Origin of the sequence: Dactylosporangium vinaceum (assembly GCF_019904175.1) — a bacterium.
Classification (GTDB): domain Bacteria; phylum Actinomycetota; class Actinomycetes; order Mycobacteriales; family Micromonosporaceae; genus Dactylosporangium; species Dactylosporangium vinaceum.
Map to the genome: position 1 here is coordinate 4,000,097 of NZ_CP061913.1, position 21,836 is coordinate 4,021,932.

The 21,836-nt window shown below is 72.3% G+C and carries 21 protein-coding genes; 12 read left to right on the forward strand and 9 right to left on the reverse strand.

The window, feature by feature from the left end:
• Positions 1-8: 8 nt before the first annotated feature.
• From Dvina_RS17945 to Dvina_RS17955, 3 genes are read left to right on the forward strand one after another with little or no spacing between them, the layout of a single operon-like run.
• The gene (locus tag Dvina_RS17945; protein ID WP_223103607.1) at positions 9-1,313 is read left to right on the forward strand and encodes a nucleotide sugar dehydrogenase; all 1,305 of its coding nucleotides are present in this window, start codon (positions 9-11) and stop codon (positions 1,311-1,313) included.
• On the forward strand, positions 1,310-2,263 hold the full coding sequence (locus Dvina_RS17950) for an NAD-dependent epimerase/dehydratase family protein (RefSeq protein WP_223103608.1): 954 nt from the start codon (positions 1,310-1,312) through the stop codon (positions 2,261-2,263). The genes Dvina_RS17945 and Dvina_RS17950 overlap by 4 nt, the downstream gene beginning before the upstream one ends.
• A complete protein-coding gene (locus Dvina_RS17955) occupies positions 2,260-2,940 on the forward strand; it encodes a hypothetical protein (RefSeq protein ID WP_223103609.1) in 681 nt (226 codons plus the stop codon). The genes Dvina_RS17950 and Dvina_RS17955 overlap by 4 nt, the downstream gene beginning before the upstream one ends.
• A gap of 144 nt (positions 2,941-3,084) precedes the next feature.
• Here the strand turns inward: Dvina_RS17955 and Dvina_RS17960 are convergent, their stop codons facing one another.
• Both Dvina_RS17960 and Dvina_RS17965 read right to left on the reverse strand, forming a co-directional pair.
• The gene (locus Dvina_RS17960; protein WP_223103610.1) at positions 3,085-4,260 is read right to left on the reverse strand and encodes a hypothetical protein; all 1,176 of its coding nucleotides are present in this window, start codon (positions 4,258-4,260) and stop codon (positions 3,085-3,087) included.
• A gap of 7 nt (positions 4,261-4,267) precedes the next feature.
• Positions 4,268-4,783 carry a SigE family RNA polymerase sigma factor gene (locus Dvina_RS17965; RefSeq protein WP_246656293.1) on the reverse strand — a complete coding sequence of 172 codons (516 nt, stop codon included), beginning with the start codon at positions 4,781-4,783 and terminating at the stop codon, positions 4,268-4,270.
• A gap of 575 nt (positions 4,784-5,358) precedes the next feature.
• Between Dvina_RS17965 and Dvina_RS17970 the strand changes: the two genes are divergently transcribed.
• Positions 5,359-7,215: a sensor histidine kinase gene (locus Dvina_RS17970; RefSeq protein WP_223103612.1), complete on the forward strand. Its 1,857-nt coding sequence runs from the start codon at positions 5,359-5,361 to the stop codon at positions 7,213-7,215.
• Between the two features lie 55 nt (positions 7,216-7,270).
• Here Dvina_RS17970 and Dvina_RS17975 read toward each other — a convergent pair whose 3' ends face one another.
• The 4 genes from Dvina_RS17975 to Dvina_RS17990 are packed head-to-tail and all read right to left on the reverse strand — an operon-like array spanning position 7,271 to position 11,910.
• Entirely contained in the window at positions 7,271-8,896 is a 1,626-nt protein-coding gene (locus tag Dvina_RS17975) for a copper resistance CopC/CopD family protein (protein ID WP_223103613.1), read from the reverse strand.
• The gene (locus Dvina_RS17980; RefSeq protein ID WP_223103614.1) at positions 8,893-9,657 is read right to left on the reverse strand and encodes an ABC transporter ATP-binding protein; all 765 of its coding nucleotides are present in this window, start codon (positions 9,655-9,657) and stop codon (positions 8,893-8,895) included. Before Dvina_RS17980 ends, Dvina_RS17975 begins: the two co-directional genes overlap by 4 nt.
• The gene (locus tag Dvina_RS17985; protein ID WP_223103615.1) at positions 9,651-10,733 is read right to left on the reverse strand and encodes an ABC transporter permease; all 1,083 of its coding nucleotides are present in this window, start codon (positions 10,731-10,733) and stop codon (positions 9,651-9,653) included. The genes Dvina_RS17980 and Dvina_RS17985 overlap by 7 nt, the downstream gene beginning before the upstream one ends.
• Positions 10,734-10,740: 7 nt before the next feature.
• Positions 10,741-11,910 carry an ABC transporter substrate-binding protein gene (locus Dvina_RS17990; protein ID WP_223103616.1) on the reverse strand — a complete coding sequence of 390 codons (1,170 nt, stop codon included), beginning with the start codon at positions 11,908-11,910 and terminating at the stop codon, positions 10,741-10,743.
• 121 nt (positions 11,911-12,031) lie between these two features.
• Between Dvina_RS17990 and Dvina_RS17995 the strand changes: the two genes are divergently transcribed.
• Together Dvina_RS17995 and Dvina_RS18000 are read left to right on the forward strand one after the other, a co-directional pair.
• Positions 12,032-13,375 carry a PLP-dependent cysteine synthase family protein gene (locus Dvina_RS17995; RefSeq protein WP_223103617.1) on the forward strand — a complete coding sequence of 448 codons (1,344 nt, stop codon included), beginning with the start codon at positions 12,032-12,034 and terminating at the stop codon, positions 13,373-13,375.
• Positions 13,376-13,379: 4 nt separating this feature from the next.
• Positions 13,380-13,967, forward strand: a complete 588-nt coding sequence (locus Dvina_RS18000) for a histidine phosphatase family protein (RefSeq protein WP_223103618.1) — start codon at positions 13,380-13,382, stop codon at positions 13,965-13,967.
• Between the two features lie 95 nt (positions 13,968-14,062).
• Here Dvina_RS18000 and Dvina_RS18005 read toward each other — a convergent pair whose 3' ends face one another.
• The gene (locus tag Dvina_RS18005; RefSeq protein WP_223103619.1) at positions 14,063-15,034 is read right to left on the reverse strand and encodes a saccharopine dehydrogenase NADP-binding domain-containing protein; all 972 of its coding nucleotides are present in this window, start codon (positions 15,032-15,034) and stop codon (positions 14,063-14,065) included.
• Positions 15,035-15,104: 70 nt separating this feature from the next.
• On the opposite strand from Dvina_RS18005, the gene Dvina_RS18010 reads away from it, so the two are divergent.
• Positions 15,105-15,347: a helix-turn-helix domain-containing protein gene (locus Dvina_RS18010; protein ID WP_223103620.1), complete on the forward strand. Its 243-nt coding sequence runs from the start codon at positions 15,105-15,107 to the stop codon at positions 15,345-15,347.
• 384 nt (positions 15,348-15,731) lie between these two features.
• On the opposite strand, the gene Dvina_RS18015 is transcribed toward Dvina_RS18010, so the two are convergent.
• Entirely contained in the window at positions 15,732-16,295 is a 564-nt protein-coding gene (locus tag Dvina_RS18015) for a TetR/AcrR family transcriptional regulator (protein WP_223103621.1), read from the reverse strand.
• 82 nt (positions 16,296-16,377) lie between these two features.
• Between Dvina_RS18015 and Dvina_RS18020 the strand changes: the two genes are divergently transcribed.
• From Dvina_RS18020 to Dvina_RS18030, 3 genes are read left to right on the forward strand one after another with little or no spacing between them, the layout of a single operon-like run.
• Positions 16,378-16,923: an SDR family oxidoreductase gene (locus Dvina_RS18020; RefSeq protein WP_223103622.1), complete on the forward strand. Its 546-nt coding sequence runs from the start codon at positions 16,378-16,380 to the stop codon at positions 16,921-16,923.
• The gene (locus Dvina_RS18025) at positions 16,872-17,225 is read left to right on the forward strand and encodes a Rossmann-fold NAD(P)-binding domain-containing protein (RefSeq protein WP_223103623.1); all 354 of its coding nucleotides are present in this window, start codon (positions 16,872-16,874) and stop codon (positions 17,223-17,225) included. The genes Dvina_RS18020 and Dvina_RS18025 overlap by 52 nt, the downstream gene beginning before the upstream one ends.
• 42 nt (positions 17,226-17,267) lie before the next feature.
• Positions 17,268-18,104, forward strand: a complete 837-nt coding sequence (locus Dvina_RS18030; RefSeq protein ID WP_246656294.1) for a methyltransferase domain-containing protein — start codon at positions 17,268-17,270, stop codon at positions 18,102-18,104.
• Positions 18,105-18,441: 337 nt separating this feature from the next.
• On the opposite strand, the gene Dvina_RS18035 is transcribed toward Dvina_RS18030, so the two are convergent.
• The gene (locus tag Dvina_RS18035) at positions 18,442-18,939 is read right to left on the reverse strand and encodes a beta-class carbonic anhydrase (RefSeq protein WP_223103625.1); all 498 of its coding nucleotides are present in this window, start codon (positions 18,937-18,939) and stop codon (positions 18,442-18,444) included.
• Between the two features lie 211 nt (positions 18,940-19,150).
• On the opposite strand from Dvina_RS18035, the gene Dvina_RS18040 reads away from it, so the two are divergent.
• Both Dvina_RS18040 and Dvina_RS18045 read left to right on the forward strand, forming a co-directional pair.
• Positions 19,151-20,428, forward strand: coding sequence for an NtaA/DmoA family FMN-dependent monooxygenase (locus Dvina_RS18040; RefSeq protein WP_223103626.1), 1,278 nt, complete (start codon positions 19,151-19,153; stop codon positions 20,426-20,428).
• A gap of 241 nt (positions 20,429-20,669) precedes the next feature.
• Positions 20,670-21,752, forward strand: a complete 1,083-nt coding sequence (locus tag Dvina_RS18045) for an isopenicillin N synthase family dioxygenase (RefSeq protein WP_223103627.1) — start codon at positions 20,670-20,672, stop codon at positions 21,750-21,752.
• Positions 21,753-21,836: the final 84 nt, after the last annotated feature.

Genomic DNA, 21,836 nt, shown 5'->3' on the forward strand with positions numbered 1-21,836 from the left:
GAACGCACATGGTCCGCACCATCGGCGTGATCGGGATGGGCTACGTCGGCCTGACCCTCACCGCCGCCCTGGCCCGCAAGGGCTTCACCGTCCACGGCGTGGACGTCCAGCCGTCAGTCGTCGACTCCCTCAACCGCGGCCACCCGCACATCTACGAACCCGGCGTCGCCGAGGCGTTCGCCGAGCACGTGGGCCGCTCCATCTTCGTCGGCACCGCCCTGCCCACGGGCGCGGTCGACGCCGCTGTCATCTGCGTGTCGACCCCCGTCGACGAGCGCACCCGCCACCCCGACCTGACAAACCTCGCGGCCGCGGCCCGCCACGTCGCCGAAGCCTGCGCGCCGGACACGCTCGCCGTCGTGCGCAGCACCGTGCCGGTCGGCGCGAGTCGCAGCATCGTGCTGCCGCCGCTGCGCGCCGCCTGGGGCGAGGCCCGGCTCGTCATGGCGCCCGAGCGCACGATCCAGGGCCAGGCGCTGCGGGAGCTCGTGGAGCTGCCACAGGTCGTCGGCGGCCTCGACGAGGACAGCCTGTACGCCGGGCTCGACCTCTTCGGCGGCCTCGCCGAGCGGCTCGTCCCCGTCTCCGGGCTGGAGACCGCCGAGCTCGTGAAGCTGTCCAACAACTGCCACACCGATCTCATCTACGCGTACGGCAACGAGATCGCACTCATCGCCGAGCGGCACGGCCTCGACCCGCTCGAGGTGATCGGCGCGGCCAACGTGGACTACCCGCGCCCCGACCTCGCCCGGCCCGGCTACGTCGGCGGCGGGTGCCTGTCGAAGGACCCGTACATCATGCTGAGCGAGACCGGCGACCGCGCGCCGTTCCTCATCGAGCCGGCCCGCCGCCTCAACGAGCACCTGCCCGTGCACGTTGCCCGGACCGTCGTGGAGCTGATCCGGCAGGAGTGCGGCACCACCGAGGGCACGACGCTTGCCGTGCTGGGGTGGGCGTACAAGGGCTGGCCGGCCACCGACGACATGCGCGGCACGCCGATCGCCGCAATGATGCCGGCCTTCGCCGGCGCCGGCCTCACCGTCCTGGGCCACGACCCGCTTGTCGCCGACGCGGTCATGCGGCAGTACGGCGGGCAGCCCACCAGTATCGACAAGGCCTTCAGCGAGGCGGACGCGGTGCTGGTGCTCACCGACCATCCGGACTACCGCGCGATCGAGCCGGCGTCGGTGCTCGGCGCCCGGCGCCCGGCGGTCGTCTTCGACTCGTGGCGCATCCTCGACGAGGCCGCGCTGCGGGCCGCCGGCGTGCGCTACGCCGGCATCGGCTACCTGGCGCAGGGGGTGGCGGCATGAGGGCGCTGCTGCTGGGCGGGGCGGGGTTCATCGGCCTGCACCTGGCCCGCCGCCTGCTCGACGACGGCGGCGACGTCACCATCGTCGACGACTTCTCCCGCGGCCGCAACGACCCGGACCTCGGCGAGCTCGCCCGCGGGCCGCACCTGGGCGTCCAGCACGGTGACCTCACCGACCCGGCCACCTGGCGGGTGCTCCCGCACGGCTGGGACCAGATCTACCTGCTGGCCGCAGTCGTCGGCGTGCGCAACGTCGAGGCCGACCCGGCCCGGGCCGTCCGCGTCAACAGCCTCGCGGTGCTGCACCTGCTCGACTGGATCACCGCCGGCGAACACGTCTTCTTCGCCTCCACCAGTGAGGTGTACGCCGGTGCCGTCGACGCCGGCATCGCCCCCGTGCCCACGGGGGAGTCGGTGCCGGTGGCGATCGGCGACGTGACAGCGCCCCGGTACGCCTACGCGGTGAGCAAGCTGCTCGGCGAGGCGGCGATCATCCACGGGGCCCGGGCGAAACACTTCCGGGCCGTCGTGGGCCGGTTCCACAACGTGTACGGGCCGCGGATGGGCACAGCCCACGCCATCCCCGAGCTGACCCTGCGGGCGCTGCGCGGCGAGCGGCCGCTGCGGGTGCCGGGCGCCGAGCAGACCCGCGCGTTCTGCTACGTCGACGACGCCGTCGAGGCGATAGTGCGCCTCATGGCCACCTCACGGGCCGACGGGCGGATCGTGCACATCGGCGACGACACCGCCGAGACCGGCATCGCCGACCTCGCCAAGCTGGTGCTGCGCCTCACCGGCGCCGACACCGAGATCGCGCCGGCCGCGGGGGCGCCCGGCGCGGTCACCCGCCGCTGCCCGGACCTGACGCTGCTGCGGTCGCTGACGGGCTATCAGCCGGCGGTACCGCTGGAGGAGGGCGTGCGGCGGACCGTGGAGTGGTACCGCCGATGATCGTGTTCTACTACGGCGCCGGCCGGGTCCCGGAGCTCGCCGGCTACTCGCGGGCGGTCCTGCAGCCGGAGTTCTACCAGCCGCCGGAGCTGCACCGGCTGCGGGCGGCCGGGACCGAACCGCTGGCGTACCTGTCGCTGTCGGAGGACCAGGGCCCGCCGGCGCCATGGCAGCGCCCGGAGCGCAACCCGGACTGGGGCGGCGCCTTCGTGCACGTCGGGCACCCGGGCTGGCACGGGCACGTGCTGGCGCAGGCCCGCGCCGCCATCGACGCGGGCTTCGCCGGGCTGTTCCTCGACACCCTCAACGTCGAGCTGACGTATCCGGAAGACCTGCCGCCGCTGCTGGAGCTCATCGCCGCCCTGCGCGCGCTGCCCGGCTCCGGCTACGTGCTGGCCAACCGGGGCTTCGGGCTGCTGCCCGAGCTGGCCGGCCACGTCGACGGCATCCTGTTCGAGTCGTTCTCGGCCCGCTGGACGGCCGAGGGCTACGGCCCGTGGCCGCCCGACGTGCTCGAGGGCCACGCGCGGGTCGCCGAGGAGCTGCCGCGCTACGGCCTCGACCTGTACGCGCTGGACTACGCCGACTCGCCGGGGCTGGCCGACTTCGCCCGCCGGCGGGCCGCGCTGTTCGGGATGGAGTGCGTCATCAGCGACCGGGCCCTGTCCTTGGTGTGACGATCGTCGCGGCGGCGAACGCGTGAGAGCAGCGGCGTGTACGCGACGATCTCACCCCGAGTCCGCGGACGCCTTCGACGCGTACGTGACCCGGCACGGGGCCCGGCGGGCCGGACGGTGAGACACGTCCGGCCCGCGACGACGTCAGCCGCGCCCGCACGTCCACACGACCGGCAGCGGGGTAGTGCCGACCTGCCCAGCGAGCGTGGTTCCGGCATCACTGATCGATGTCACGATGGTCTGGCGAGGGTCCTCGGGGCCCGGCACCGGCAGCGCCACTGTGGCACCGCCGGCGACGAGGCTCGGCGATCCGGCTATCCAGCCGTTCGGGTTGACCACCTGGAAGAATCCCGGCGTGCTGCTGACGTCACCCGTGCCGAGGTTCCACACGACGCCGTCGATGTACTTGCCGCCGGTCCAGTCATAGAGCGCTTTGCCGAGCACGAGGCCGCCGCGGATCGCGATCCCCGAATAGTCGTTGCTCACCTGATCGTGTCCGCGCGGCGCGGGCATGCGCTGCAGGGTCCCGTCGGGGTGCCACACCACGGCGACCCGCTCGGCCCCCCTGGCGGCGGTGCCGACGATCGTGCCGTCCTCGTCGATCGCCCGGGCTTCGGCCTTCCAACCCGCTCCGGCCGACGCGAGCGGCACCGGGTCGTCGGTCGGCGAGCGCCACCGGGCCGGGCCGTCCGCGGTCGTGCCGGCCATCATGCCCGCGTCGTTGATGCCCACGACCTGCGCCTCCCGGCCCTTCACCCGGCTGACCGTGCCGTCGGCGACCACCCAACCGACGTGCTTGCCGTTCACCAGACTGCCGCCGACAGCGACGCCGTGCGAGTTGATGTCGCTGAGCCCGCGCTCCACGCCGGGCATCGCCACCGTCTTCGGGTCGTGGGCATCCACCCATATCACCGGCGTCGGCTCGGCCGCCTGCGGGTATGTCCGCCCGACGATGTAGTGCCCGGTCGGATCGGCGCCGCTGACGATGCCCTTGGGAGGCTGTCCGGCCGGCACGGGAAGCTGGGCGGCCCGGCAGACCGGCGGTCCGCTCGGCGCACCGCTCGGGCTCGGGTCCGGCCGGCCGCTGCCCGAGGCTGCGACCTGCGGTGGGACGCCGCCGCGCCAGCCGCTTGTGGCGAGCCAGCCCGTGGCGAGGATCGCGACCACCGCGGCGGCGACGCCGGCCGAGCCGGCCAGCCGCGCCCGGCGATGACGGCGCTCACCCTCGGTGACCGCCCGCATGACGTTCACGGTGGACGGGCCCGGCTCCCCGTCCAGGACGCGGAACACCGCCGCGCCGTACTGCTCGTCGGTAGTCACGTCGGCCTCAGCCGCCCTTCCGCTCGATGATGGAGTCGCCCAGCACGCGGCGCAGTGTGGCCAGCCCGCGGGACGACTGGCTGCGGACCGTCCCGGCCGAGCACTCCAGTGCCGCCGCGACCTCCTCGACCGTCATGTCGCACAGGAATCGCAGAATCAGCACGGCGCGCTGCCGGCTCGGCACGTGTTGCAGTGCCGAGCGCACGGTCACCTCGTCGACCACGCGCTCATGGAACCCACCGCCGGGGTCGGGCCGCTCGGGCAGGTCCCCGGGCAGCACCGTGCGCGACCAGGGCCGTCGCTTCTCGTCGACGAACGCGCGCACGAGCATCGTGCGCACGTACTGGTCGAGGTGCTCCACCTCGCTCACGCGCAGCCAGCGGGTGTACAGGCGCGTGATCGTCTGTTGCACCAGATCGTCGGCTCGCTGCCCGTCGCCGCACAGCACGTAGGCCAGCTTGCGCAGCATCGGCATACGCCCGGTCACGTACTCGACGTACTGCTGCTGTTTGTCGGTCCGCAAAGATCGGTATCCCTTCTTGCGTCCCGACTTCAACGGCCGAACCATGGCCCGGCGTTGCACCGGATCTCCAGAAATTTTCCACCGCGGGTATGGAGTGCGTCGCCCGCCTCACCCGGAACGGTCGACCATGGCATCACCGCGGTGAGCATCGCCCGGCAGCGGGCACGACGTCGACAAGTGCCGGTACGCAGTCAGCCACCGAGGCGTTCTGGCAGGTCCTCTGGCTCGACCGGGCGGCGGCAACGCCGCACGACGGTGGACAGCTACGGTAGGCGCGCTGCACGCCATCCGCCATCCGCGATCAGGGTCGCGGGGGCGGCCGCGGACCCGCGCCGGGGCCGGTGCGCATGCCGACATCGCCGACCATGACGCGCCTACCACCCGATCCGGGTGATGATTCGGCGCGGCTGGGGACGAACGGTCGGGATGTGGGGAACGGCCAGAGGTACCCGTTCGAACCGCACGCGGGAGCGGCCAGGCGAGCTGTAGATCACCGACGACCGCGACGAGCCGCGATCACCCGCGGGCTCACCTCCCTGCTGCTGCCGGCGGCACTGCTCCCGGCGCCGATCAAGGTGATCGTCGCCCTGACGGTCGTCACCGCGGAGACCGCCGTCGTGGGTGTGTTGTACCACCTGTCCGCACCAAACCCTCCCGGCGCGGCCATCTACATGCTCGGCGTCCTGGCGATCACGATCCTCTGGGGCGACCGCTTCGGCTTCCTCACCGCACTGATCAGCACCGTTGCCTTCAACTACTTCTACGTCCCGCCGGCCGGTCTCCACCTGACCTCGCTCCACGACGCCGTGCGGCTTCTGCTCTTCACCATTGCGGTGATGGTGGGTGGCGCGTTGGCCGGCTTGGCGCGAGGCAACGCCGAGGAGGCGCGGCGGCGCGCGTTGGAGGCCGAGACCATCGCGCGGCTGACCCAACTCTTCCTCGACAATGACCTCGAGCAGGGACTGCGAGAGGCGTCGCGGTGCCTCGAGGAACAATTCGGGCTGCGTTCGGCGGCGCTCGTCGTCGCCGGGCCTGACCAATCCGGCCCGGCGCCCGGCGACATTGCGATCGGCATAGGCGACCGGGCCGAGCCGGATGCGCTGCTCCTGGTGCCCGGCGACACGCCGCCCGACGACTGCCGGAGGATTCGCGCCTGGGTCGGTGAGCCGCTGGCGGCGATGGTGAGTGCGGCGCTGGAACGGGATCGGCTGATCAACTCGCTGCGCGGCAGCCGCGCACGAACCGAGGCGGTGCTCGCCGAACAGACCGCGCTACGACGGGTCGCCACACTTGTCGCCATGGGCGGATCACCGGATCGGGTGTTCGCCGCTGTCACGGCGGAGCTGCACCGGCTGTTCACGGACTGTCGTACGGCGCTGGTGCGGTATGAGCCGAATGGCGAGGTGTTCGTCGCGTCCGAGCGTGACGAGCGGGGCACCCTCATGCCGGCCCGCCGGAATCAGCCGATCAGCCGGTACAGCATCGTGGGCAACGTCGAGCGCTTGAAACGCACCGTGCAAGTCGACTACGACACCCTCCCCGGGCCGGTCGCCGCCGAAGTGCGCCAGCTCGGCGTGCACCGGGGTATCGGCGTACCGGTCTTCGTCGACGGCCGGCTGTGGGGTGCGTTGCTGGTCCTGTCCTCCCGGGTGGATCCGATACCGGCCGGTGCGCAGTCACGTCTGCAGGCCTTCAACGAACTGGTAGCCACGGCCATCGCCGTCGCCGACAACCGAGCCGCGCTCGCCGCCTCCAGGTCGCGGCTGGTCTCCGCCGCGGACGACGCGCGGCGCCGCATCGAACGCGACCTGCACGACGGTGCGCAGCAACGGATCATTTCGCTGGCCTTACAGCTGCGGCTCGCCACGGATACCGTCACGAGCCTGGCCGAGGCGCAGCGGCTGCTGTCGAACGCCGTGCAGGGGCTCACGGAGATCCACCAGAGTCTTTCGGACCTTGCTCGGGGCATTCACCCGGTGCTGCTGGCCCAGGGGGGCCTGGGCCCGACCATTCGGATGCTGGCCCGGCGCAGTGTGGTCCCCTGCGAGCTGGACCTGGACATCTCCCGAAGACTGCCGGAGCCCGTCGAGGTCGCCATCTACTACGTCGTTGCCGAAGCGCTGACCAACATCGCGAAACACAGCGGAGCGTCGCTCGCCTGTATATCGGTCATCGCTGATGATCGATGCGTACGGGTGCGGGTGTCCGACGACGGCGCGGGCTCAGCCGATCCGGCGCGGGGCACGGGACTCGTCGGTCTGCGGGACCGGCTCGAGGCACTCGGCGGTGGACTCAGCGTCGCCAGCCCGCCGGGAGGGGGCACGACGCTGCACGCCGAGCTACCACTTGTGAGGCCCGGGATGGTCTCGGTGCCGGACGACCCGCGCGACAGAATGGCGACGCGCGGCGAGGGATCTGGAAGCCGGGTCTGACGATCCGGGCACGCCTGCCAGCCAGATGCGCAGCGCCGGCCAAGCCGGACCCCGATCAGTACACCCGGAAGTCGAAGGTGCCGGTGAACTGTCGTGAGTCGCTCGCCTCGATGGTCAGCGTACCGGTCCAGGCACCGCTTGACGGCACGGTGACGGCGCCTCCGGCGAATGCGACAGGGGTCGGCTCGCCGGGCCGGAGCGCCCCCGGCAGGCGGTACGGGAAGCGGACGCCGGGTGTCGGACCCGCATGGCCCGGCTGGCTGAGCACGAGCTGTACCGACCGGGCCGGCGGGGTAGCCTCGGCCCGGCCGGTGATGGTGACGCGGTGGCTCTGCGGCCCGCGGCGCAGGGGGGCGATGTCCACGGCGACGATGTACGGGTCGACGGTGATGGTGGCGTGCAGCTCCGGCGCGTAAGCGGCCTCGGCGGGGGTGATGGAGGACAGCATACCGGACAGCGCCACGATGAGCGCGCCGAGTCCGGCCTCGGTGCGGACCCAGCCGCGTAGCCTGGCGGTCTGTCCCGCAGCGGCCCCGCCGGCGGCGGCTTGCCGGCGGACCCAGCGGTTGCCGGCGACGCCCAGCGCGACCGCGCCGGCCACGAGGAGGAGCTTGGCCGTCAGGGTGAGGCCGTATGCCGTGGTGAGCAGGGCGCCGGGGTAGCGGACCTGGATCAGGGCCTGGAGCAGGCCGGAGACGGTCAGTGCGGCGACCGCGCCGGCGGCGTAGCGCGACCACCGGGGCAGCCTGCGGAGCCGTTCGCCGCTGATCCGCCGGCGCAGCAGGAGCCAGCCGAGCGCCGCCAGGCCGCCGAGCCAGGCGGTAACGGCGACGACGTGCAGGAGTGTCGTCGCGAACTGCCACCACTGCCCGGCCCCGCCGTGACCGTTGCGCACCACGGTGCCGAGCACGGCCACGGCGAGCAGGCCGCCGGTCACCCGGAGGAGCCGGTCAGGGAGGCGCAGGACGGCGGGCACGGCGGCGAGCAGCGTCAGCCGGAGCCAGACGGCGGTGGCGTACGCGGTGCCGGCGAACGCGCCGAAGTCCGCCCCGCCCTGCCATTCGTGCTGCGCGACGAGCTGCAGCAGCGATCCGGCGGCGGTCGTCCCGGCGCCGATGCGGGCGGCTCGCCACAGTGTCCGCCGCTCGTGCGGGTCGGCTCCGAGCACCATGGCGGCGGGGACCAGGCCGAGCGCGACCACCAGCCCGAGGTACACGATGGCCTTGCCGGCGGCCGCGCCGAGCTCCCACCCGGTGCGTGGTGCGTTGTCCGCTGCCGCGGTGGCCGTGCCGGTGGCGGGTACGCCGTAGCCGAACTGCATGGAGCCGCCGGCCGGGTGCGAGTCGGCGGAGACCACTGACCAGCTGACGGTGTAGATGCCCGGCGGAAGGCCGGGCCGCAGGCCGATGACGACGGTCGTCCGCCCGGCCTCGAGCCGGGGCGAGCCGGTGTCGGCCCGGGTGCCCTGCGCGTCGAGCACGCGGGCGCCCCCGGCGGGCGGCAGCACCACCGGCTCGTCGAACGTCACCCGGACGACGGTCGGCATGGCTGACAGCTGCGCACCGTTGGCGGGGTCGGTGGCGACCAGGGTGGCGTGGGCCTGCGCGGGGGCCACCCACAGCAGCACGGCGAAGAGCGCGGCGAAGAGCGCGGCGACGACCGCCCCGGCCGTGCGGGTCATGCCGGTGCGAACTCGTCGAGCAGGCCCAGGATGTGCTCCCGGAGAGCGATGAACGCCCCGGCGGACTGGTCGCGCGGATGATCGAGGCCGACCTCGATCACCTCCTGGATGCGGGCCGGGCGCGGCGACAGCACGACGACCCGGTCGGCCAGGACCAGCGCCTCGCTCACGTCATGGGTGATGAGCACCGCGGTGAACCCGCGGTTGCGCCACAGCCGGTGCAGTTCCTGCTGCAGCGAACGCCGGGTGAGCGCGTCGAGCTTGCCGAGCGGCTCGTCCAGCAGCAGCACGGACGGGTCGTTGACCAGCGCGCGGGCCAGCGCCGCCCGCTGGGCCATGCCGCCGGACAGCTGCGCCGGCCACACGTCGGCGAAGTCGGCCAGGCCGACCAGCTCCAGGGACTCGTCGACACGGTGCCTGGCGTCCCGGGCCGGCAGCCCGCGGGCCTGCGGGCCGATGGCGACGTTGCCCCGTACCGTGCGCCACGGCAGCAGCGTCGGGTCCTGGAAGACCAGGGCCCGGCTCGGGTGCGGCCCGCTCACGCGTTCGCCGCCGACGTGCACGGCGCCGAAGAGCGGCCGGTCGAGGCCGGCGAGCAGCCGGATCAGGGTCGACTTGCCGCTGCCGCTCGGGCCGATCAGCGCAACGAACTCGCCGGCTCCGACGGACAGCGTGACGTCGTCGAGCACCGGCAGGTCGCGGCCGCCGCTGCGGAAGGCCTGGGTGACGTGGACGATGTCGACGGCCTGCGCGCCTACCATCGGGTCAGCTCCTTCTCCCATCGCAGCACCCAGTTGCGGGCCCGGAACAGGGCCGTCAGCAGGATGCCGCAGACGACGACGAGCACGGCGATACCGGCGTACACGGCCGGGAAGTCGCCCCAGCCCTTCTTCCAGTTGAGGTACCAGCCGAGGCCGGAGTTGACGCCGAAGTTCTCGGCGACCGTAAGGCTGACGAACGATACGCCGAGGGCCATGAACGCGCCGGTGAAGATGCTCGGCAGCGCCGCCGGCAGGCTGACCCGCAGGACCAGGAACCGGGCGCGGGCGCCGAGGGTCTGCGCGACGTCGAAGTAGGAGCGGGGCACGCCGAGGATGCCGGCGCGGGTCAGCACCGTGATCGGGAACCAGACGCTCAGCGCGATGAGGAACACGGCGCCGGCATAGGCGGTCGGGAACGCCACGAAGATGATCGGCACCCACGCCATCGACGGCACGGGGCCCAGGAAGACGAGGATGGGGTGTACCCAGTAGTTGGCCGACTGGAACCAGCCGATGAGCACGCCGGTGAGCAGACCGGCGACGAGTCCGACGGCGTAGCCGCAGGCGAGCAGGAGCAGTGAGTTGCCGAGGCTCTCGGCCAGGATGGCGCGGTCGTCCCACATCCGGTCGGCGATCTGCTGGGGCGCGGCGAAGTACGGCGGCGCCAGGACGAGGGTCTTCGCCGTGGAGATCTCCCAGAACAGCATCCACAAGCCCGATCCGAAAAGCCAGGCGGCGCCGTGCGACACCCGGCCCACGGCCCAGGCCCCGGTCCGCCCGCGCAGCGCGGTGAGGACCCAGACGGCGGCCCCCGCGGCGGCCACGGCGAGGCCGGCCGCGACGGTGAACGCAGTGGTCGCCTCGACCGAGTCGGTGTCGCGCATCGGCAGGTCGGCGCTGTTGGGCACGGCACCGGAGACGATGGCGAAGACGATCCAGGCAACGATGCCCGCCGCGGCCAGGATCGGGTTGACCCGCGCCGGGTTGGCGACCTTCTCGAGCGCGGCGTGGATGCGCGCCTCACCCTGCACGGTCGTATCGGATCGCGGCGGGGCGGTGGTGATGTCGCTGGTCACGGGAGTCCTAGAAGTTCAGGCCGAGGTCGACGAAGACCTTGTCGGCCAGCGCGGGGACGTCGACGCCGGCGGGCAGGAAGCCGGTCTTGACGTACTTCTCGATACCGGGCTGCAGGGACTGGCGCAGGTTGCGCGGCGACGGGTCGAAGGTGAGGGTCTTGAGCACCTGCAGGATCTCCGCAGGCGTGCCGGCGACGTAGTTCTTGCTGGACTCGATCTGGGCGGTCTCCTCGAGGTTGGCGCCGGCCCATCGGGCGCCCTGGGCCCAGGCGGTGACGAGCTTGGCCGCGGTGACCGGGTCCTCGCTCACGAACTGGTTGTTGAGCACGACGGCGCAGCACGGCTGGTTGGCGTTGGCGCTGATGTCGCGGTTGTTCGACAACTCCTTGGCCCAGCCGTCGGCGACGCCCTGGATGATCGGCAGGTAGCCGCCGGCGGTGGCGATGGCGTCGACCTTCTTGTCCTTGAGGGCCTGGGGGAGCAGGGGCTGCTCGATGACGACCCACTCGACCTGTTTGGCCGCCGGGCTGGAGTTGATGCCGGCGTCGAGCAGGTCCAGGGAGAAGAAGTTGGTCGCCGAGCCCTGCAGGTTGCTGACGCCGATCTTCTTGCCCTTGAGCGAGGCGACCGTCGGCACCGAGCCGTCGTTGCGCACGTACAGGTCGAGGCAGCCGTGGTGCAGGCCGCCGCTGAGTTTGACCGGGGTGCCGTTGTAGATGGGGCCGAGGTAGTTGAAGAAGATGCCGTTGGAGGCGACGTACTTGCCGGATCCGACGGCCGTGATGACGTCCTCGCCGGTGCCGGACTTCTTCAGCACGACGTTGAGGCCGGCCTGCCGGAACAGGCCCTTCTCGTAGGCCACGACCAGAGGGGCGTCGCACACGCCGCTGGGCGTGGTCAGCGTGAGCTCCCGGTCGGCCCAGGACCTGGTCACGGTCAGCCCACCGGCCGTGGCCTTCGGCTTGTCCCGGCCGCGCACGAACGCCCAGCCCCCGAGGCCACCCGCGACGAGCACGCCGGCGCCGATGCCGGCCGCCGTGAGCAGGCGCCGCCGCGAGATGCCCTGCGACGCGTCGAGGTCGACATTGGCCTCGACCAGTTCGTCCGTTGCGTCGGCTCCGGCCGGCGCAGGCGCTTCGGTGGTGGCCGGGTCGTCCTGGGCCGGGTTGTCCGTCATGGGGATCACCTTCTGCAGTCACGGGAACGGATCGATGTGGACCGTAGCGCGTGGCGCTCGCAAACTCAATCTTTCCTATATGGTAACTAGCAATTAGGCCGAGCGGGAGGTCGCCTTCGCGATGGAGTACATCTATGAGTCAGTCCTGGACGCCGTCGGCCGGACGCCGCTGATCCGGCTGACCCGCGTCACCCAGGGGATCAGCACGCCGGTCTACCTCAAAGCGGAGTTCCTCAACCCCGGCGGCAGCGTCAAGGACCGGGCGGCCCGGCACATGGTCGCCGCGGCCGAGCGCGACGGCCTGCTGCGTCCTGGTGGGGTCATCGTCGAGGGCACCTCCGGCAACACCGGGATCGGCCTGGCGATCGTGGCCGCGCAGCGCGGCTACCGGGCGGTCGTGGTGGTGCCCGACAAGACGAGCGAGGACAAGATCGCGGTGTTGCGGGCCTACGGCGCCGAGGTCGTCGTCACGCCCGGCGGCCGCCCCCGCGAGCACCCCGAGCACGTCAGCCAGCTGGCCCGGCGCATCGCCGAGGAGACGCCGGGCGGGTGGTTCGCCAACCAGTACGACAACCCGGCCAATCCCCAGGCGCACGTCGACACGACCGGCCCCGAGATCTGGGCCCAGACCGCCGGCCGGATCACCCACTACGTGGCCGGGATCGGCACCGGCGGCACGGTGTCGGGCACGGGCGCCCACCTCAAGCGGGTCAGCGACGGCGCGGTCCGCGTCATCGGCGTCGATCCGGAGCACTCGACCTACGGCGGCGGCGACGGCAGCCCCTACTACGTCGAGAGCATCGGCCACTACCGGCACCCGGACACCACCGAGGATCTCTGGCCGGAGTCGTACCACCCCGGCGTCCTCGACGCCGTCGAGCGTGTGGCCGACCGCGACGCCATCACGCTCACCCGGGACCTGGCCCGCCGCGAGGGCCTGCTGGTCGGCGCGTCCGGCGGCGCCGCGGTGGCCGCCGCCCTGCGGGTCGCCCGCGGCCTCGGCCCCGAGGACCTGGTCGTCGTCGTCGCTCCCGACTCCGGCCGCAACTACCTGTCGAAGTACTTCGACGACGGCTGGCTGCGGCGCAACGGCTTCCTCGACGGCGACGGCACCCGCCCGGTCCTCGGCGATCTGCTGCCCGCCGCAGCGCCGCTCGCCGTCGTGCCGGTCACGGCGAGCGTGGCCCGCGCGCGGGAGGTGTTCGCCGCGACCGGCGCCGACGTGGCCCTCGTCGTTCTCGAACGCGCCCCGGCCGCGCCGACCCGCGCGGCCGGTGACGTGGTCGGCGCGCTGTGGCGCGACGCGCTCAAGGGCGACACCATCGAGCCGTTGATCGCCCCGTCCCTGCCGACGGCCGGCGTCGGTGAACCGGTCGACGCCGCCTGGGCCCGGATCGACGAGGACTGGCTGGCCGTCCTCGCCGACGGCCGGGTCCGCGCCGTCCTACGCCGTCCGGCCGGCTGAGGCGATGTACACCTGGGACACGGTGTTCCTGGCCCGGCACGGTCAGACCGAATGGAACGTGCTGCACCGCGGACAGGGCCGCCTCGACTCGCCGCTCACACCGGCCGGCCTCGCACAGGCGCACCGCCACGCGTCGGCCCTGCGGCACCGCGCCGTGGACGGCGTCTTCGCCAGCCCGCTCGGCCGGGCCGTCGCGACGGCCCGCATCATCGGCGATGCCCTCGGCCTGGCGATCGAGATCGTCGACGAGCTGACCGAGATCGACCACGGAGCGTTCAGCGGCCTGCTCGAGGAGGAGATCGACGCCCGGTTCCCCGGGGAACGCCGGCGCCGGTCCGCTGACAAGTACCGGTGGCGGTACCCCGGCGGCGAAAGCTATGCCGATACTGACACTCGAGCCGCCGTGGCGCTGCGCCGGATCGCCCGGAGTCCGGCTCGACGACCGCTCATCATCTCGCACGAGATGATCGGCCGGATGCTACAACGCAACCTGCTCGCACTCGATCCAAAGGTCGCCCTGGCCCGATCGCATCCGCACGATGTGGTCTTCGTGATCGATCCGGTCACCCGGGAGCGCCATCGCCTCGAGTGAGCCTTGCGCCTGGCGTCTTCGGTTGCGGTCCGGCCCCCGGCCCTCGAGCCGGATGGCCAGAGGCTGCCCCGACGGCCAGGAGCATGCGGTCGATGCTACGACAGGTCGAGGTGGTCCAGCGGCAGGGAGCCCAAGAAGTCCGCCGCCGGGAACGCCTGCCCGGCGGTGACCAGGCCGGTCGCCCTGACGTCGCCGTGCACCACACGGACGGCCGCCTCGGCGGCCATCGCGGCGCTGAACGCGTAGATGTCGCGGCCGCTCGCCGAAACCCGGTGCTCCCCGCCACCCCGGTGGATGGTCACCTCGACCACGAACCGTTGTTCGCGGTGGGGCTCGGCGGCGGTTGGCGCCGTGTGGAGGTAGGTGCGAATCTCCCGTGTCAGCAGGTGACGCGCGATGGTCACGACGTCGGCGGTGGGGAACTCGGTCTCAGCCTCCCGCGGCCCGAACGGTGGCGGAAACGTCCAGTGCGCGGTCGGTGCCGCAGCGCCGGTCCGCAGGTGTAGCCGGCCGTTGCTGAAGACGACCCGCCGGCCGGCGCGAAGCTTGCCCGCCAGCCGTGATCCTCTGGTCGGCACCCAGCCGTCCAGCGCGACCGCCACGCTGACGGCGTCGGCGGGTGGGCCGGAGCCGTAGGCCGCGGTGGCCAGCAGGTCGCCGAGGCCACCGAAGAATCCGACGGCCGGTACGGCCAACAGGTCGGCCGGCGGTTCGGGCCTCTCGAACATCCGCCAGACCACCAGGGTCTCGCCGGCGACATCGAGGTAGTGCGCTCCGGCGCGCAGCGCCGCGTCGACGAGGGCGGGTGGGGTGTCGCCGAACGGTCCGGCGCAGTTCACCACGATCGTCGCCCCGTCCAGCGCCCGATCCAACTCGGCGGGTACGTCGAGGGCGGCGGGCCGCACCTTCGCGCCGGGGTGGCGCGCTGCCAGCGCATGGAGGCGCGCGGCGTCCCGGCCGCTCAGCACGAGGGCGATGCCGCGCCGGTGCAGTGCGGCGACCAGGAACTGGGCGGTGTGGCCGTAGGCGCCGTAGACGGCAACCGCCGGTCCGGAGGGGGATGTCATGAGCTGATCATGACGGCCCGGAAGAGGCCAGGGCAGTGTCGCAAACGACGACTTCCGCTAGATTCGCGACATGCGGGCACATCGAGTCGTGATGGCACTGGTCGGCCTGTCACCGCTGCAGTGGCTGCTGCGGCAACGTGTGCGCCGGGCTCAGCAGCTGCTCGAGACGACCGGCCATCCGGTCGCCGCCATCGCAACCCTGTGCGGCTTCGGCACGCCCGCAAGCCTCAGGGCTCACTTCACCCGCATCGTCGGCACCGCACCGGCCGCCTACCGGCGCGCCTTCGCGACCGCGCCGGCGGCCGTCCACTGAACGGCGGGCGCACCCACCTCCTCGACAGGCGGCGTGGACCGCCCGCAATGGCTCGCGGTGCTCAACGGCGCAACGCCAGTGCGAGGCGCCGAGCGGCCTGGCGGAGGTCGGCATGAGGGAATGGCCCGGAGAAGGCCGTCGGCGCCGCCATCGAGGCCGCGGCGGCCGGGCTGACACGGCGCAGCTGCGCCGCCGGTTCGACGATCTCGCCGAGCGGGCCGAAGTACTGGCCGCCAGCTGCCCGCCGCGGGAGGCGCTGGGCTCGGCGTTCGGCCGTGACAGGCATAGCGGCGCGGCTGCTCGACCGGGTCGGTCCGCTGGACTTGCCCGACGCCGTGGACCGCCCGGGGTGCTGCGCGGTCGGCCCGCACGGTGACGCGGCTGTTACCGGCGCATACCGGCGATGGCGAAGTTCAGCAGCCGGTCGGCCTGCTCGGCGTTGCCGTGTCCGAGCAGCCAGGCGGCCGCGTTCATCAGGGCAAACACGTCAGTTCCCCGGACGTCGGGGCTGATCGCGCCCGCGTCCCGGGCTCTGGCGACGAGGTGTTCGCCGATCGCAGCCATGCGGACGCAGCTCGCATGCAGCTCCGACGCCTCGTCGTCGACGCCCGCGGCGATGACGCCGGCCAAGCCCTGATACGCGGCGGCGTGCTCGACTGCCGCGCGGATCCACGCGACGAGGGCGTCGCCGGCGGCCTCGCCGCCGAGCTGATCACCGCGGGCGAACAGCGCCTCGTTGCGCTCGTGCAGGAGCGCGCCGAGCAGCGCCCGGCGGTTCGGGAAGTGGCTGTACAGCGTTCCGATCGCCACTTCGGCCCGTCTGGCGACGTGTTCCAGAGGGGCGTCCACGCCGTGCTCACGGAACACCGTCTCGGCCGCGGCGAGCAGGCGTTCCGCATTGCGGCGAGCGTCCGCCCGGGGGCGGCGCGGCGGTGTCGTGCTCGCCAACAGTCCTCCGATCGGTTGCTAATTCGAGGGTGCCTCAATATATTTCCCGAGGGACCCTCATCTTAGACGACGGGAGTACGGGATGATCCTGGTAACCGGTGCGACCGGCGCGATCGGCGGTCAGCTGGTGCGGCGGCTGCGCGAGTTCGACGTGCCGATCCGCGCCATGGTCCGCCACCCGTCCAAGGCGGCGGCGCTGGACTGCGACGTCGTCATCGGCGACTTCGACGATCCCGACTCGCTGGCCGGCGCCCTCGCAGGTGTCGACCGGCTCTTCCTGAACTCCGCCGGCGCGGTGCCGGTGGAGGGCCCGCAGCCGATGATCCGTCAGCAGGTCGCCGCGATCGACGCGGCCGTTGCGGCCGGGGTCGCGTCGATCGTGAAGGTGTCCGTGTGGGGTGCGCGGCCGGGCGGCAAGCTCGCCGAGGGTGCCCACTGGGAGATCGAGCAGCACCTGCGGGCCGCACCGGTCGCGGCGACGGTGCTGCAGCCGAGCGGGTTCATGCAGAACTTCCTGACCGGTGCTGCCGCGTCGATCGACGCCGGGGAGGTCATCGGGCTGGGGGGGACTGGCGGGTGTCCTACATCGACTGCTTCGACATCGCGGCCAGCGCGGCTGCCCTGCTGACCCGGCCCGTCGATGACGGCGGCACATTCGTGCTGACCGGTCCGGAGGCTCTGAGCCAGGCGGCGATCGCGGCGAAGCTGTCCGCCGCGTTCGGCCGGCCGGTGCGGTCCGTGGAGCTGACCGCGGCCGAGATGGCGAGCACGATCGCCGCGCAGGGTCTGCCGGAGGAGTTCGCCGCCGACGTGGTCGAGCTGTGGAGCAACGTCGCTGCCGGCTCACTGTCCGCCGTCACCACCGCCGTACGCGACCTCACCGGCCGCGGTCCGCGTACCTTCGACGACTTCCTCGCAGCATCCACATGAATGCTGCACCGGGCGTTCCGCGCGCCGTGCTTGGATGTCGGGGTGCCTCAGCCGACGGACGCTCCGGACCCGATCGTGTACATGGACACGGCCGCGCGGACGGCGGTGGGCCAGGACTACAAGGAACGCCTGGCCGCTGCTCTGGACCTGCGATCCGGCCAGGCGGTGGCGGACATCGGCTGCGGTCCGGGCACTGACCTGGCGCGGCTCGCCGATGCGGTCACCGCTGCAGGCTCGGTCGTGGGGATCGATCGGGAGCCGAGGATGCTCGCCGAGGCCGGCCGCCGGCTGGCCGCGCGGCCGAACGTCGAGCTGCGCCTGGGCGACGTGCATGCGCTGCCGCTGGCCGACGCGAGCGTGGACCGGGCCAAGGCGGACCGGGTCCTGCAGCACGTCGATGACCCCGCCTCGGCGGTCGCGGAGGCCTTTCGGGTGCTGCGGCCAGGCGGGCTGTTCGGCGCGGCGGAGCCGGACTGGGACACGCTGGCGGTCGCAGACGACGATGTGCGGACCAGTCGCGGGTTCGCTCGGTTCGTCGCAGCCACGGTCCGCAACCAGACCATCGGCCGCCAGCTGGCCCGCCTCTGCACCCGGGCCGGCTTCCGGATCAGGTCCGTCGACGCCGTCGCCGTGCTGTTCCGCGATTTCGACGTGGCCGACCAGATCCTGGGCCTGCGCCGTCTCTCGGCCCGCGCGGTCGAGGCGGGGGAGCTGCCGGCAGCCGACGTCCGGGCCTGGTTGCGGCGCCTCGCGGACGAGCCGTTCCTCGCGGGGTTCACGTTCTACCTCGTCACCGGCCAGGTGCCGCCGGAGACCCGCGGTGATGAGCCCGGCATGTCGTCGATGACCCGGCCGGCCGCGGCCGGCGGAGGGTCCTGATCTGGGCGCACTGTGTGCTGGATGGGGCGGGCTGGTGACGGCAGGAGGGGCGGCAGAACCCGGCTCGGATCGCGATGGACCGGACCGGTCCAGTCTCGCGATGTCCAGCTTCGGGAACACCGGCTCCAGATCGTGGTGCTCGGAGGAGTCCGCCGGCAGGGTCGGCAACGCGGTCTTCATGATCGATTCGCTCGCGCAGGAGTGCCGTCGTCTCGGGTGATGGCCGCGTCCGGCCGCCAGCGGCGGGCCGCAACCGCCAGCATCGTGGAATCGTGCTGAACCAGCGCTCGTACTCCGTCCACTCCTCGGCCGGCCGGATGCGGCGCGTCCGTTCGCGCTACTCGGAGGGCACCTCGCGCAGCTTCCCGCTCGTCACGTCGTACACGAAGCCGCGGACCGAATCCTTGTGCGGGATGAACGGGTCGACCAGGATGCGCCGGAGCGACTGGCGGACGTCGTCGTCCAGGTCGGTGAAGGCCTCGGCCGACCACGCCGGTTTGATGCCGATCTCGGCCTGGATCGTGGCCTTGAACCCGTCGTCGGTGAACGTCAGCATGCCGCAGTCCGTGTGGTGGATGAGCACGATCTCGCGGGTGCCCAGCAGTCTTTGGCTGATCGCGAGGCTGCGCAGCTCGCCGGCGGTGACGACGCCGCCGGCGTTGCGTATGACGTGGGCGTCACCCTCCTCCAGGCCGAGCAGGCCGTAGGGGTTGAGCCGCGCGTCCATGCACGCGACGATCGCGATGTGCTTGGCGGGGGGCAGGGGCAGATCGCCCTTGGTGAAGCCGGCGGCGTATCGCTCGGCGTTGCTCAGGAGTTCATCGGTTACGCTCATGCCCGTACCCTAAACCCTATTCAGCTGATCGGAATAGCGATTCTGGAGCCCGTTCGGGTGGTCGTCGGTGAGCACGGCGTACACGGCGCCGGGCTGAGGCTGGGGCTGTGACGCCGGACGCTCGTTGCCACCGGGCCTGCTGTGCTCGGCCGGAAGGACGGTGCGTGAATATCACATCTTACACATAGAAAAGATAGGATATAATCGGGGCATGGCTGTACGTCCGCCCCGCACCCTGGGCATCGTCACCGGCGCCGGAGGCTTCCCCGGCCCCTATGAGCTCGCCCTCGACCCCGGCAAGTCCACGGTGGACACCGCCCGCACGGTGGCCGCCCTGGCCGAGGCGGCCCGCATCGACGCGCTCTTCGTGCCGGATCTGCTGAGCTTCGGAGCCCAGGGGACGATCGGGGCGCAGGAGCCGCTGGTGTACGTCGCCGCGCTGAGCCAGGTGACCACCAGCATCGGGCTCATCGCGACCGTGTCGACGACCTTCCACCACCCGTACAACCTGGCCCGGCTCTTCGGCACGCTCGACCATGTCAGCAACGGCCGGGCGGCCTGGAACCTCGTCACCTCCTCCATCGGCGAGGAGAACTTCGGTCCGGACGGCCTGCCGAGCCCCGAGGAGCGCTACGCCCGGGCGGCCGAGACCCTCGACATCGTCAACGCGCTGTGGGATAGCTGGCAACCCGGGGCGCTGCGCCTCGGCGCGGACGGCCGCGCGGTCCTGGACCCCAGCAAGGTCCGGGCGATCGACCACGTGGGGAAGTACTTCAGCGTCGCCGGCCCGCTGAACCTGCCGCCGCTGCCGCAGGGCCGCCCGGTGCTCATCCAGGCCGGCCAGTCGGCGGCCGGGATCGAGCTGGGGGCGACCTACGCCGAGGTCGTCTTCACGGCCCTCGCCACCCTGGACAGCGCCCGCGAGTTCACCGGCCGGATTCGCGGCCGCGCGGCCGAGCTGGGGCGCCAGCCGGGTCTGCCGCTCATCTTCAGCTCGTTCCACGCCACGTTCGGCGCGACCGAGGCCGAGGCCCGACGGTTGGTCCGCGAGCGGCACGAGGCAATCGACTTCCAGGCCGGGCGCGGCTGGCTGGCCGAGATGCTGGGCGGGCACGTCGACCTCTCGGAAGCTCCGCTGGACGAGCCGTTGCCGGAGAGCCTGCTGCCCGACGTGGCCGCGATCGGGCGGCGCCGGGGGCGGGCGGAGATCTTCAGCGGGTTCATCAAGCAGGGGTACACGCTGCGCGAGCTGATCATCGCCGCCCAGGACACCGGCCACTGGAACGTCGCCGGCACGCCCGAGCAGCTCGCCGACGCGGTGGAGGAGCGGTTCCGCGCCGGCGTGCTCGACGTGCTGTCGGTCGGCGGACTGCACGACCCGGTCCAGCACGACTACGTCGTCAACGGCCTCCTGCATCACCTGCGCAAGCGCGGCATCGTCAAGGAGGACTACCTGGGCCCGACCCTGCGCGACAACCTCGGCCTCTGACCGCCAAGCCGCCCTTCGCCGCCGCGCCGCCGATCCGCGCCGCGATCGACGACCCGCCTCGTGAGACGCCGGCCGCGTGCCGGTTGACCCGGACCGTGGCGAAGGTCCGGGTCAGGTGCCGGAACCGGACGCCAGCAGTACCGCGGCGCTCGCGCCGGCCGGGCCCCAATCCAGCCGATGTACATACCTGCTTTCAAGATGGGAATACTATGCATCGGGCGCCGAACGGCTTGGAGGGCGGATGACCACCACGCAGACCGGCCGGGTGATACCGGTACTCGACATCTCGCAGTTGCGTGCCGGCCCCGGACCGCGGGCGGCCCTCCTCGACGAGCTGCGGGCCGCCGCCCATGACATCGGGTTCTTTGCGGTGGTCGGCCACGGCATCCCCGACGACGCCGCCGAAGGGGTACTGTCGGCGGCCCGGGAGTTCTTCGCCCTGCCGCTGCCCGACCGGCTGGCCATCGAGAACGTCAACTCGCCGCAGTTCCGCGGATACACCCGTGTCGGTGCCGAGGTGACCGCCGGCGTGGCCGACCAGCGCGATCAGCTCGACATCGGACCGGAGCGCGAGGCGTTGGCGCTGGGCCCCGGCGACCCGCCGTACCTGCGGCTGATCGGCCCCAACCAATGGCCGACCGCCGTTGCGGCACTGCGACCGGCCGTGCTGCGCTGGCTCGCCGAGGCCGACCGCGCCGCGCGCGAGGTGCTGCGGGCGCTCGCGGCTGCCCTCGGCCAGTCCGAGGAGTACTTCGACACCTGGTTCGACAGCGAGGCGTCGGTGTCGCTGAAGGTGGTCCGGTACCCGGGTGGGGGCGGTGGTCCGTCGGCCGGCCCACGGCAGGGGGTCGGGGCCCACAAGGACTACGGCTACCTCGCGTTCGTCCTGCAGGACGAGGTCGGCGGCCTGCAGGTGGAGGTGGAGCCGGGGCGTTGGCTGGATGTGCCGCCAGTGCCGGGTGCGCTCGTGTGCAACATCGGTGAGATGCTGGAGGTCGCCACCCGGGGGTACCTGCGGGCCACGGTCCACCGGGTGGTAAGCCCGCCGTCCGATGTGGATCGGTACTCGGTGCCGTTCTTCCTCGGACCCAGACTCGATGCGGTCGTCGAGCCGATACCGCTACCGCCCGAGCTGGCGGACCGGGCGCGTGGCGTCAGCGACGATCCCGACAACCCGCTGCTGGCCGCGTACGGCGAGAAGGCGCTCATCGGCTGGCTGCGCTCCCACCCGCGGGTGGCCCGCCGATGGTGGTCCGACGTCCTCGCCACCCGGCCCGACCTACCGCAACCACCACAGGGTGCTGACGGCAACGGCGACCGATGAGCCGTGTGTCCATCAGAGCCATTCCGCCTCGTTGATCTCATGATGTGCGCGCCGCCGGGCCGGGCGTAGGCGGTAGCCTGAGTC